Source organism: Pedobacter sp. KBS0701 (assembly GCF_005938645.2).
In the GTDB taxonomy this organism is placed as follows: Bacteria; Bacteroidota; Bacteroidia; order Sphingobacteriales; family Sphingobacteriaceae; genus Pedobacter.
In genome coordinates, this window is record NZ_CP042171.1 from 5,312,275 (window position 1) to 5,324,995 (window position 12,721).

Sequence of the window (12,721 nt, forward strand, 5' to 3'; positions counted from 1 at the left end):
CTGCGGTAGAAAGGCTCAAAGTCCCCAGCTCACCTAATCGACAACATGTCCAGTCTCAATTGTCCGCGTCTATTGAATTGCTAACTAAATATCAGAAATGGTACAATTTGCCTTTGCTTTTTTCAGCGGTCAATAGGCAAACGGTATTCCAACAGCAATTCAGTTCATGTCAACGACCAGTTTCTTTCCGACAGGCTCCCCATTTACTCAGTGGCAGGCCGACATCCCCACCCTTGAAACATATGATCACGGCGGGGGCAATTAGCCTGGTTTTTTCGGGTAGTACTTAGGCGGCTTTAGAACCTTGTTCCAGTCCATGCAAAGGAATGCTTCTGGATAAATGAAATAATTTCCAAGACGATGCAACAGAATCCAACAAACAGCTTAATATAATGAATACAAAGAAGTCATTCTTCAATTGTCAGCAATCACCAAGTTGGCTTACCCTCTTTCATTTTACTAAGATTAGAAAGGAATTCTTCAATCTTACTATTAGTTATTTCTACGGATTTGCTCTGCCATTCAACGGCCTCGCTCTGCTTTCCAGCTTTATATAGCAGATTGGCATAGGTATCAATTAAGTTTGCTTTTTGAGAGTCTTTCTGTTGTTGACTCAAGCCATTTTTATAGCTATTGGGATTATCAATCACTTTTTTTGCTATAACTGCCGCCCTCAGTAATAGTTTGTTATCCGTAGTGTTTTTAAAAATTGATCGATATAAGAACCCGTTTATTCCTACAAGTAAAGACATTCGGTCTTCCATTTTTTCCACATATTTGAATCTCTCTGTATCCTCCAACCATGCTTCAGCAATCTTGTTCCAGTCCTGATTTACTTTTGCTGAATAAAAACTCTGCTTGGCAGTAAGAACCGATCTTGCGGCAACAGTATCACCATATTTTTTAATGTAAGATTTTTCTAATTTTTTCCAATCCGGAATAAGCTCTTTTGGATCCTTTCTTAAAGAATCATTAAACAAAGCAGCTGTAAGAATTGGATAAAGTAATTCCGTTTGTTTACTTCTCTGTAGCTTTTGATTATTATTTTCGAAAAAATTCGCAACAACATCAGTCTTTATCCTGTAAAAGTATGCTTTAGTAGTGTATTTGGTTCTGCTGTCAACGTTTCGGTTAATCATTAAGGTTTGTCCCGAATCTTCAATCGTCCAATTTTCATTAACTTTCCCCGTCACCCTACCACTTGCATCAATTGTTTCTTTATTGATTTCAAACGTTTTATCGGTTAACCATCTTAATGTACTTGACAAAATTGAACCGTTGGCAGTTGTTTTTTTAGATACTGATCCATCAAACGAGATTGTATCCGATAATGGAGCCTGCAATACTAAACTTTCATTTAAACCAACACGAGTAATAATAATCCGATTTCTCTGCTGTTCAACTTTAATATATCTGGGAAGGATAAACTTTGGAGCCGGACCCCAATTCACTTTTTGTTCATTAACTTTGTAGTTGCCACTAAAATCACTTTTTTGTGCAAAGGCGACACCCTTAATTCCAATCAAAATTGCGAAAAATAATTTCTTCATAGTATTTTTATATTATTTATCCAAACAAGTTTCTAAAAGTTTATTTAATTTTATTACGAGCGGTATTCTTGAGTATTCGTCTATTTTTCCGTATTCTCTAGTATCAATCGATGGACTTGGCCCAGGCTTTCTTCCTGTATTGTCAAGTTCATAACCCTGCTTAATGCCTTTATCTCTAAAAGCTACTCCATCCAGCATCCATTTAGGAGCATCCGCATCTTTAAGATAGTGATCAAAGAATTGCATTACTCTAATTGTGTAATCTCTCTGATTATTTCGATTACTTAATAAATGTGTTTCGTTTTCGTATTCCAGCAACCAAGCCGGTTTACCCATGCGGTACATCGAAAGAAAGAATTCAAGGCCTTGACTATAAAAGACATTTCTATCTTCTTTATTATGCATGAGTAATAGAGGCGTTTGAATTTTATCTGCATTGAAAATCGGTGAATTTTCAATAAATATATCAGGTCGTTCCCAGAGCGAACTTGCAGTGCCTGCCTGAGCTGTTTCTGCCCTAATATGGAAAGCATTAGCTCCGCCTAAACCAGGAAAAATAGTATTATACCTGCTGATCTGATTCGTTGGCGGCGCAGCAGCCAGCGCAGCTTTATATCGGTTAGAGTGAGTTATCGTAAATAAAGTTTCAAAACCACCAAAACTGTGACCGGCAAGTCCGATTTTTTCAGAATTTACATATTGCCGCTTACACAATTCATCTGTGCCAGAAGTAATGCAATCTAATGCGCTCTGTCCCGCATGTCCTGTTTTGTACAAAATGTCAGGACGAAAAACCAAATATCCCTTGCTAACTAGTAGCGGAATATTAATATCTCCGTTGAAAAGTCGTGGTTGAAGAAAAAGATTAAGTTCATTAGAAACAGTTTCATAATAGTTGAGGATTACAGGATATTTCTTAGTAGCATCAAATATCGAAGGTTTATAAAGAATTCCCTGAAGAGAATCTCCAGCTTTATTTTTCCATTTTATTAACTCAGAGGTCATCCTATTTTTTGCCTCTGGTGTTACAAAACTGAGTTGCTTAATTCCTTTTGCTGTAAGTGCATACCAGTTTGGAGAAGAGGATGTCGTTTGTAATGTGGTTATAATTACCTGAGCACTTTTAGCTTTTATAGGCACATCTCTAGCTAATCCAAATTGGCCGCCTGAGTTAGGCATGTATGATAGAACATTGTCGTACATGATTTTCTTTGGTATGGATCCGTGTTCCAAATTGAAAGAGAAAAAACCATTAAATTTTGTTGTTTTACCTACTCCGGAAAGTAATACTTCTTTACTATTCCAATAAATCACATTACCACCCAATAATTGCAGTACAACGCCGTTTTTTCGTCCATAGTGATTGGTTAAACACTTTGTTTTACGTTTACCTGTTAAGTCAAATTCCCATATATCAAATTCATCATATGCGATAATATGGGGAGAATTGCTATCAAATTTGTTCAAGGACCGATACTTAAATTCTGACGGTTGGCTTGAATTATTTCTCTGTTCTGCCGAAAAACCAGTACTTGAATCAGTCAAATTCCGAGTCTTAGCACTGCCTACTTCATAACTATAATAAGACCCGTTTAGGAGGTTAAAATAGCCAATGTTATTTCCGTCAGGCGTCGCAGAGAAGCTGTTTTTAGGAGAAATGCTGTCTAACTCGGTTAACCTCTTTCGCTTACCGTCGATAGTAGAAATTGCGTAATCATAATGATAGTAAAAATCGGGACGTTTCCAATGACTCCAGAGCTTTAATTCTGAGTCTTTTCGAGCGAGCAACCAAACTTCCGAATTTCCGGCTCTCACAGAGGTATATTTTTCGTCATCCAATAAATCGATCCTACCAGTTTTCGGATAAAATAACGCCGTTATAATTATCTCTGGTTCTTCAGGCCTGACTTTTTGCTCCGATTGTAAACGAATATCGGTATAACTCCAGATATCGACTTTCGCGGCATTAACTAGAGGCTTATCATTTGTTACCTGAGTGTGAACCCTCGTCAGGCGCAATACGAAATTTCCACTAGGCAAAATATCGGCATCAGAAATTTTAAGCTTTCTATCAATTTGTAATTGAACATCGTCAATAACTTTAAGATACGTTCTTTTGACAAAATCATAACGTTCGATAGTAGTCTTACCGCCATTTTCTATTTTTCTAATTATTGCTGGTGCCAAATATTCGTCAAAAAACTGTTCTTTAGATTTTGTTATTTTACCCTCAGGAAGAGCAATTTCAAACATTCCTCTATTATCGCCATATAAAAAACGATTATTTGATATAAATCGGGTTGATCTACCAACTAACATATACCCAGGAAGCTTTTTCTGCCAACTGCCATTAGTACTTGCGACAATCAATGTATAACTCCCCTTAGGTTCGTTTTGAACCCAATACGCTATATATTTACCATCGTCGCTAACTTGAGCCTGACGTCCAATAGTGCCAGATTCCTCAATATCCTCAAAAACAGTTAAACGTTTAATATCAGGCCTTTGAGCAAAAACTGTCCCCACACTGCAAACTAGCAGTATCAATAATAATTGTTTCATCTGTGTTTTGTTTTTATCTCTGACAGCATGGCCACCAGAGATTTTTTAAGGTGTCTAGTTCAAATAATTCGCAACAGGAAGAATACCAAATGCGTTGCTTCCGTTTCCCCCAATCAAACCTTTCACAACTAAAGTCAAGTTTCGCCTTCTTGAGAATTGTTGACTAATCGTACCCGTTGCCGGCATAGTGTAACTTGCAAGTAAGTTACCTGATACGTCTCTAATTTGGAATATATTGCCACTTGGTGGGAGTATTGCTGGAAATGACTGTGTACTAAATTCTGTCACCTGCTTATACACAACTCCGGAAAAGATATTTACTGTAGGGGCGTTTCCAATTGTTAGACTTAACGCCGAACTGTTTGGTGACATATTAACCAACCGAATCCGGATCACGTCTTCAGTAGGATAGGGTTGAATATTATCTTTTACCCAGACAGACTCTGGAGCAAACGGTGTTCCTCCTAAGAAAAGCGAATAGAGTCCGCCGCTTTCAATATCTTTATTTTCATTAAAGTAAGGAGCATTAGGTGTACTGCTTGCATACAATTTCAGTGGCATTGAATTGCCAGCCTTTAGTGTAAAAAAATAATAATTCATTACTGAGCAACTATCACGTAGATAATCATTAAGTCTTACTATATTACCTCCTATTACTACGTTTGACACGTTCAATGAGGCAATTGGCGTTATTTCTATTGGATCTTCTTTACAACCAGATACTGTCAAGAAAATTACAGCAAAGGCAAAAAATGTTTTGTTTAGATACTTTTTCATACTACTGTTATTTATATCCCTCATTCTGTTTAAGGTTTGGATTATTGGAAATATCGGTGGCTGGAAGAGGGTAATATTGCTGGTAAGATTGCCAATCACTTCCACCTTTAAGGGGTGTAACATCCTTCATAACTTTGTCTACGGTTCCCGTTCGCTTTAAGTCAAACCATCGGTGCCCCCATTCGGTAAAAAGTTCCACTCTTCTCTCTTTTATGATTGCATCCAACATCTCGCTTTTCGTTGTTGCACTAGTACCTGATAGTCCGGCACGATTTCGGATAACGTTGAGCATCATCCCAGCACCACTATCTCCGGCGATTCGATTTAACTGTGCACGGGCCTCTGCGCAGATTAAATATTGTTCGGCAAGTCGCATCACCATGCTGTATTCAGTTACTGGTGGAGAAGAAATTGCGCGGTATTTATAGGGATAATAATAGATATCTGTACCAATACTTAAAGTGCGTATCCAGCTTGTCCTACGTTTATCGCCAGGTTCGAAAGCTGTTAGAATAAGTGGATTCAAATAAAATGGATAGGATACATTAGGAGCCGTTGTAAGGATTAGCGTTCTAGCTTCATCTGTATTCCAGCCGGCAACAGTAGGTTGTAGTTGCCAAATTGCCTCAGAATTTACGGCTGATGCATTGGTAGTCAAACTCGCCAAAAAAACATCATCCAATGATGTTTTCAATTCATACATAGTCTTATTAGCGATGACTTCTGCTGATAGTTGTTCAGCCAATGAATAATCACCATGATAAAGGTAAATCCTAGCTAGTAATGCTTTTGCGACCCAACTGTTAGGTTTGATTCTATATCCTATGGTCTTAATCGTTACAGCATCTGCCTCTGTGTATGCCGGATTAAGCTCGGCCTGGGCTTCAATCAGGTCCTTAATCATTTGTTGGTAAATCAATTCCTTAGGTGCTTTCGATGCTTTTGCGTTAATACGATAATCATCAGACGTAATCAAAGGAACATCACCATAAAACTGTACTAGATAAAAATAGAAGAATGCCCTTAAAAACTTGGCTTCACCTATTAATTGTTTTTTTACAGCGCTTGTTAACGACGACTTTGTAGGATCTTCTTCGTAAGTTTTCGCGGTAGATAATTTTGAAATTGCAACATTAGTTTTGTACACATTACTATAGAGTTGCTGCCAAAATACGATACTGGAGCCTTGATTTGATTGAATATTATTTGTATATAATGACGCATAGAGACCCGGTACAGATGGATTGTAGTAGGAAAGCTCATCCGCACTGAGACCTCCAATGGTTGATATTCCAAGAGTACCATTCGATAATCCCATTTCAGCATAGATACCATTGACGAAAGCTATCGCTGTTTCACTTGAAGCGAATACGACTTCTGATGATATTTTGGTAACGGGCGGATCAATTTCCGTCCATTTCCGGCAAGAGCTAAGCACAAATGTGCTTAAATATAATATGATAGCATATTTGATTTTATTTTTCATATTTACTAGTTTAAAATTTTTAAAATCTGGCTTGCAAACCAGCGACTATTGTTCTTACCGGAGGTAATGCTGTCGGACCGCTCTCGGGATCTAATCCACTATATCCTGTTATTGTGGCCAAATTTTGCGCTTGTAAGCTAATGCTACAGCTCTTCATCCTTATTTTACTTGCCCAGCTTTCTGGTAATTGCCAGGAAAGCGCTACATTCTGCAACCTTATATAACTGCCGTCGACATAATTAGCATCTGAGTTTAAGTAGTTACCTGGCGGTATTAGACCATTTACGATTTTGGCCATTGTGGCTATATCGCCCGGATTTTGCCATCTTTTAAGTTCAAGAAATGCAGTTGTAATGTTATTGTTGTTTGAAAGTGTCCCAGGATAATTGTTAACGGATACCCCAAGATATCTAGCTATGAGTTGTTTTTTGAAACTGAATGAGAAACTAGCATTAAAGTTTCCATAGCTGAAACTTTGTTGCATGCCACCCATTAAAGTTGGGTAAAGGTTTTGTAAAACCTTTTTGTCAAGACCTACTCGAAAATCACCACCATTATTCGTGTTAACGGTTGGATTACCATTGGCATCCTCACTAACAAAACGGCCTGTAAGAGGATCTACACCTGAAAATTTTAAAGTATAAAATGAATTTAAAGGTTGCCCGACCTCAAGCGCGGATGTAACAGGACTTAATAAATCATCGTAAGCCGGGAAAGATAATAGTTTATTTTTTGGAAAGGTAAAATTGATACTACTATTCCATAAAAAATTTCTTGTTTTGACATTCGTAGAACTTAGGGTCAACTCCTTACTAACATTCTGTACAACTCCCGGAAAATTGATATAGACATTGTTAAAGCCTACTATAGAAGGCAGAACCGTTTGTTGAAGCAAATTACTGCTTTTATTTATTGCGTAATTCAAAGAAATATTGAGTCTATCCTTAAGAAGACCTAACTCAATACCCAAATTAATTTTTTTTGTTAATTCCCATTGCAGCTTGTTATTGGTTAACCCCAGAATTGTTAATGAGCCGATATTATGGTAAGGGACCTCAACTTCTCTAGAAATATCAAACAGATCCATAAAAGTATAGTCACCGATTTGGTCACTACCTGTGGTGCCGTAACTACCCTTAAATTTTCCGAAGCTTAAAAAACCTACATGTTCTTTAAACCAAGTTTCCTCACTAAATATCCAACCTGTACCTATCGACCAAAAAGCATGCGTGCTGTTATCTGGACCAAAGCGGCTACTGGCATCGTTGCGCACAGTCAAATTCAAAAGATATTTGTCTGCATAGTTGTATTCAGACCTCGCAAAAATTGCATTATATTTGTATTCGTTGGCAATTTGGGTGATAAAGCCCGGAATTCCAGCCGAAGCATTTACTATCAGATTATCGCTTGGTTGTCCGCTAATCTGTAATTCCTTACCATTGCTCAAACTTTGCTGTAAACTACCACCGATCAAAAGGTTTAGTTTGTGTATACCAAACTGTTTTCGATATCCAATTTGAGGCTCTACTGAAAAGCTGTTTCCACTATTAAGACCAAAAAGCCCAGAGCGCCTATTGTTAGCCCTATCTTCAGGCGCGAATTGTGCAAGCGTTGAGGTTGTTAATAGATCGCTCCGCATCATATTGTATCCTCCGGAAACCTTAATATCAAGCCCATCCAAAACATTATAACTCAATCCAATATTTCCCGAGAGGTTAGTTACATCCACACCAAAATGGTTAGCTAACAGCGCAATAGGGTTATTAATTTTATTCGAAGAAACTCCTGTCGGACCTACCGGACCCCAGTTGATGGAGCCATCGGAATTGAGCAATGCAGGCGCATTGGGATCTCGTCTTAATAACAACTCGTTTATACTGATTGCTGGTAGTCTATTGCGGTTCGTCAAGTAATTTACACTCAATTGTAACTTCAATCGCTGATTGAGGGATGCAGTATTAAAAGCGGTACTTAACGAAACCGACCGATTTGCGTTTCCCTGAGAAAAAATTGCAGTTTGGCGGTTATATCCAAGGCCGATACGGTAATTAGTTGTGGAAGTTCCCCCAGAAACATCCAGTTGCGCATTACCATTATACACGGATTTCCCTAAAAATTCTTCTTGCCAATCGGTATTGGCGTTAGGATCCCAAGTACCGTTTATAGCATATGCCGTACGAAAACTATTCGTCGTGGCAGTATTAATATTACCATTCCTGATACCTTCCCATTTGGCTGCAAGAAGTTGGTCAGTATTAGCCAACTCAACGCGACGTACAATTTTATTCGAACCACTTCGTAAATTGAGGCTTACTGATAAGGGGCCCATACCCCCCCGTTTCGTAGTTATAATGATTGCTCCATTAGCTGCACGGCTTCCATAGATTGCCGTTGCATCAGCGTCCTTAAGTACTTCGATACTTTCAATATCATTTGGATTAAGGTAAGCTAAAGGACTTCCTGCTCCTGGAGTTGACAAATTTTCTACCCTGCTAAAACTTGTAATCGCGCCGTCTGGCTCTCCCCATACTGCTGTATTTTGTCCCGTCCGTAGAAGTGCGGAATTAAAAGGAACCCCGTCAACTACATAAAACGGATCTGTGCCGCCTCTTAAGCTATTTGTACCCTGAATCTTCACTTTAACTGTGCTACCTGCAGCCCCATTTACCTGCGAAATTTCGACCCCCGTCACCCTACCTTGTAGTGCTAAAATTGGATTATTTATCGGTTGTTTTTCTATTTCATCTTTACCTACAGATGATATATTTGCGGTACTCAATCGTCTAGAAGTTCGAGTATAAGCCTGTATTTGAACCTGATCAAGTTTGTTTGTAGCAGGGGCTAGTCTGACAATGCCCAATTCTTTAGCTGCTCTAATCTCTTTGGGTTCATATCCCAAAAACGATACTACTAACGTTGTACCCTCTTCAATCCCAATAATGGTAAAAGTACCATCGGTTTTTGCGTTTATACCTTTCTTGGAAGTTTTAACAACAACATTTGCTCCACCTAAAGGCGCGCCGTTTTCATCCACCACCTTTCCAGAAACATCAACAATTGCAAGATTTTTTTCAATTGAGGAATTTTTGGATTTTTCTTGACTGGGATTCTGAATAATAATGGTTGTTTCCTCTATAAGATATGGAAAACCCTTATCATTTAAAATGTCATCAAAGACCTTTTTTAAACTTGCGTTAAAAAAGTTAACCGAAATCTTCTCATTCGCGTTAAACTTATCGGCCTCCCATAAAATGGAATAGCCGGTCTGTTTACGGATTTCTTTAAAAAGTTGTTTATACGAAAGGTTGTCCTTTTTTAGGGTTACCTGTTGAGCCATCGATGCCGCACTGACGTGCACGATCGAGGCGATGAGAAATATTGTGGCCAGCTTCATTATCAATAGCATTTTTTGGATGCAGGAATTATAGCTGCACCAAAATCTTGTAGATTTTCTGTACATTCGTTTGTTTGGTATTGAGTCATTAAATAAATTGTTTCACGCAATTGTTATCGGCCTACCAGACATTTGACCGGTGGTGTTGCAAGCACTTCCGGTTATTTTTTTGTAGGACATATCCAATTTGGCTATGGTCCTGATTTCTTTTTCTCTTTCATGTTTGTTTGGTTTGGTTTTGGTTGTTATTATTGTTTAGATCTGTTTTCTACGATTATTTTTTTGCCCTCTAGCCTGAAACTAACGGAGCCTGTTTTTCCGAGCTTGCCCAGTACCTGCGAAGCCTTGGAGTAACGAGATATAGATCCCGAAAACTTATTGAACTTTAGGGCTTCGCTGCTATATTCTACTTCTACCTTGTACCAGCGGGAGAGCTGCCTCATTACGTCAACCAGGTTTTCATCCTCGAATACAAAGAAACCTTCTTTCCACGCTATTATATCATCGGTGTCGACCTCTGAAACTGAAATCTTCTGTGATGGAGAAACCTGCGACTGTTCTCCTGGCTTTAATACCCTTGAAGGTCCGCCCGCCAGGGAAACTTTAACTGAACCCTCGAGCAAAGTGGTTCTTACCGCGGGTTCATCTGAATAGGTGTTGATATTAAAATGTGTTCCAAGAACCTCTACACTTTGTCTATCGGTTGAAACGATGAAAGGATGCTCTCTGTCCTTTGCTATTTCAAAATATCCTTCTCCAGTAAGTTCCACATTTCGGTTTTTAGATGAGGCAAACGATGTAGGGTATTTCAATGAGGAAAGTGCATTTAGCCACACCTTACTTCCATCGGGAAGTACCAGTGCCTGGGTTTCTCCAAGGTATGTAGTTAGTGTCTGTATTTTGCCAGGCTCGTTTTTGCCTTCCGATATGACGTAAACCAGTTCACCTTTTTCATTCTTAGTGATGGTAACCCCGCTCTCTTCTGCAACTTTTCCACTTCTGGCATCCGCGATATAGATTTTCTTTCCGCTGGAAAGGGTAAGGGTAGCGGCGGTCCTTCCAGGTTCGATATCGTTCATTGCGAACTGCTGTTCGGTCTTGTTCCTGTTCTGCTGGTAGAAATAACCTCCGGTGGCAATTGCCAACGCAATAGAGGCAGCAACGGCAATCTTTGGCCAAAGCCTTGTTTTCTTTTCTTGCTGTTCTTGCTGCAAATATGGTTTGAGGGCCTCGCGCCCACGTGCCATGATCTGCTCATACTCGTCTTCGCTATATGTCACCGGCTCATTGCCTCCGAGCTCGTGCAACCAGCGGTCCAGCAGTTCCCGTTCTTTTGGGGTGGCTGTGCCGTTTTTTAGCTTTTCTAAAAGTTTTGATGCATCCTTCATTCTGGAATCTTTAAGCTGCTTTTTTACCGCTATTTGTATCTATGCCAATCTTCTGATGGCTTACTGTACAAAAAATTTTAAAATAATTTTAAACACCTGTTATTCAATGGTTTAATTTACCATCAAATTATTCAGATTCCAAATTGTCGAAAGAGTTTTATGCTTATTTAGCACAGATATGGCTGTTCGCGGACTAAAAGCGAAATAGCATATATAGGTAAAGGAAAAGTCCCAGTTTGGTTCGCAGTACTTTTAGCGCGCGGGTGATATGGCGGCTTACGTTTTCCTCGGTAGTTCCGAGCACTTCTGCAATTTCCCGATGGCTCATGTTTTCCCTGCGGGAAAGAAGGAACACTTCCCTCATCTTGGTGGGCAACTGGTCGACCTGGCGATTAATGGTTTCCATGATCTCTTTTTCCCTGACGCGATAGTCCGCCTGTTCGCTGAACTCCTTTGCGTAAGGGTCCAGTGATTGAAGGTATCTATCGGCCACTTTCTGATGGGTGAAGATGTTTAGGATCTCATACCTCACCGCGCGGTAGAGGTAGCTTGCAAGGGAGGTTTCGATGTTGATGGATTCGTGGCGTTTCCAAAGATTGATATAGACTTCCTGGACTACGTCTTCGGCCTCCTGTCTGTTCTGCAGCTTTTTATCGGCATAGGCGATCAGCAGCTTGTAGTACCTCTCAAATATTTCCACATAGGCCTTTCTATCACCTTGTTTTAACAGGGCATACAGTTCAGTGTCCTTATGGGTACTATAGATCAACATACTGCAAACGTGATTTCAGCTGGGAAAACCGTTCAGTCTAATTTAATAAATTATTCGACAGCAATTATATAAATATATTCTTTAGAAAGAAAATCGATGAGCTCAATTCAGAACATCTAGGATTGGAAAGTTATTGGCGCAATGGGCTGCGCTAGTCTAAAAATCCTTTTGCAGGTGCTGAAGTCCCTTAACAATGATATATTTTTTGTACTCGGAAATGTGGGCGAACGTAAGACCTGGGATTTCCATAAGCTCCTCGGGAGATTTTTCCAGTACATCGTGTAGATAGTTGTAGCCGGATTTGATCAATACGTCCTTGATCGAATCGCTCAGATCCAAACTGCTGATTGTCTTATGTGCTAATTCTGTCAACCTGTGATTTGTTTGAACCCAAAGGTAACACTATTCGTATAAAGTTGTATATATACAAGTTGGATTTATGCAGTGGTTTATATACGGGCTGTTAATTTATTTTGACTTATGCCCAGAGGAATAGACTTATCCCACAAAAAACATGCTTTGCCTTCGGATGAATATCTGAAGAAACTGGGCGCCAGAATCCGTTCGCTTCGCATCTCCAGGGGCTATACCAATTACGATAAGTTTGCATATGAGCACGATATCGACAGATCGCAATGGGGACGTTTCGAAAACGGGAAAGACCTACGTTTCACCAGCCTGCTCCAAATCGTCTCGGTTTTCGATATGACACTGGAAGAGTTTTTCAGTGAGGGTTTCGAGGCCAAGTAATCTTTTTTCTTTTTTTAGCTAATTCAAGACTCCCAGATACTT

9 protein-coding genes are annotated in these 12,721 nt (G+C 39.4%); 1 reads left to right on the forward strand and 8 read right to left on the reverse strand.

What is annotated here, in order from left to right; genetic code table 11:
* Positions 1 to 428: 428 nt before the first annotated feature.
* From FFJ24_RS21425 to FFJ24_RS26820, 8 genes are all read right to left on the reverse strand, one after another.
* On the reverse strand, positions 429 to 1,550 hold the full coding sequence (locus tag FFJ24_RS21425) for a hypothetical protein (protein WP_138819189.1): 1,122 nt from the start codon (positions 1,548 to 1,550) through the stop codon (positions 429 to 431).
* Positions 1,551 to 1,562: 12 nt separating this feature from the next.
* Positions 1,563 to 4,112: a S9 family peptidase gene (locus FFJ24_RS21430; RefSeq protein WP_138819190.1), complete on the reverse strand. Its 2,550-nt coding sequence runs from the start codon at positions 4,110 to 4,112 to the stop codon at positions 1,563 to 1,565.
* A 54-nt stretch (positions 4,113 to 4,166) separates the two neighbouring features.
* A complete protein-coding gene (locus tag FFJ24_RS21435; protein ID WP_138819191.1) occupies positions 4,167 to 4,889 on the reverse strand; it encodes a DUF4397 domain-containing protein in 723 nt (240 codons plus the stop codon).
* Between the two features lie 7 nt (positions 4,890 to 4,896).
* Positions 4,897 to 6,375, reverse strand: coding sequence for a RagB/SusD family nutrient uptake outer membrane protein (locus tag FFJ24_RS21440; RefSeq protein ID WP_138819192.1), 1,479 nt, complete (start codon positions 6,373 to 6,375; stop codon positions 4,897 to 4,899).
* A 19-nt stretch (positions 6,376 to 6,394) separates the two neighbouring features.
* Complete coding sequence (locus FFJ24_RS21445) at positions 6,395 to 9,835, reverse strand: SusC/RagA family TonB-linked outer membrane protein (protein WP_138819193.1); 3,441 nt, start codon at positions 9,833 to 9,835, stop codon at positions 6,395 to 6,397.
* A 182-nt stretch (positions 9,836 to 10,017) separates the two neighbouring features.
* On the reverse strand, positions 10,018 to 11,157 hold the full coding sequence (locus FFJ24_RS21450; RefSeq protein WP_138819194.1) for a FecR family protein: 1,140 nt from the start codon (positions 11,155 to 11,157) through the stop codon (positions 10,018 to 10,020).
* Between the two features lie 193 nt (positions 11,158 to 11,350).
* Positions 11,351 to 11,929 carry an RNA polymerase sigma factor gene (locus FFJ24_RS21455; RefSeq protein WP_138819195.1) on the reverse strand — a complete coding sequence of 193 codons (579 nt, stop codon included), beginning with the start codon at positions 11,927 to 11,929 and terminating at the stop codon, positions 11,351 to 11,353.
* A 156-nt stretch (positions 11,930 to 12,085) separates the two neighbouring features.
* Positions 12,086 to 12,301, reverse strand: a complete 216-nt coding sequence (locus tag FFJ24_RS26820; RefSeq protein WP_138819196.1) for a DNA-directed RNA polymerase subunit alpha C-terminal domain-containing protein — start codon at positions 12,299 to 12,301, stop codon at positions 12,086 to 12,088.
* Between the two features lie 108 nt (positions 12,302 to 12,409).
* Here FFJ24_RS26820 and FFJ24_RS21465 point away from each other — a divergent pair, with 108 nt between their 5' ends.
* Positions 12,410 to 12,679, forward strand: a complete 270-nt coding sequence (locus FFJ24_RS21465) for a helix-turn-helix transcriptional regulator (protein WP_138819197.1) — start codon at positions 12,410 to 12,412, stop codon at positions 12,677 to 12,679.
* The last annotated feature ends 42 nt before the right edge of the window (positions 12,680 to 12,721 follow it).

Excerpts from the sequence above, each read along its gene's own strand:
- FFJ24_RS21425 (WP_138819189.1), bottom strand. The coding sequence starts at position 1,550 with ATGAAGAAATTATTTTTCGCAATTTTGATTGGAATTAAGGGTGTCGCC.
- FFJ24_RS21430 (WP_138819190.1), bottom strand. The coding sequence starts at position 4,112 with ATGAAACAATTATTATTGATACTGCTAGTTTGCAGTGTGGGGACAGTT.
- FFJ24_RS21435 (WP_138819191.1), bottom strand. The coding sequence starts at position 4,889 with ATGAAAAAGTATCTAAACAAAACATTTTTTGCCTTTGCTGTAATTTTC.
- FFJ24_RS21440 (WP_138819192.1), bottom strand. The coding sequence starts at position 6,375 with ATGAAAAATAAAATCAAATATGCTATCATATTATATTTAAGCACATTT.
- FFJ24_RS21445 (WP_138819193.1), bottom strand. The coding sequence starts at position 9,835 with ATGTACAGAAAATCTACAAGATTTTGGTGCAGCTATAATTCCTGCATC.
- FFJ24_RS21450 (WP_138819194.1), bottom strand. The coding sequence starts at position 11,157 with ATGAAGGATGCATCAAAACTTTTAGAAAAGCTAAAAAACGGCACAGCC.
- FFJ24_RS21455 (WP_138819195.1), bottom strand. The coding sequence starts at position 11,929 with ATGTTGATCTATAGTACCCATAAGGACACTGAACTGTATGCCCTGTTA.
- FFJ24_RS21465 (WP_138819197.1), top strand. The coding sequence starts at position 12,410 with ATGCCCAGAGGAATAGACTTATCCCACAAAAAACATGCTTTGCCTTCG.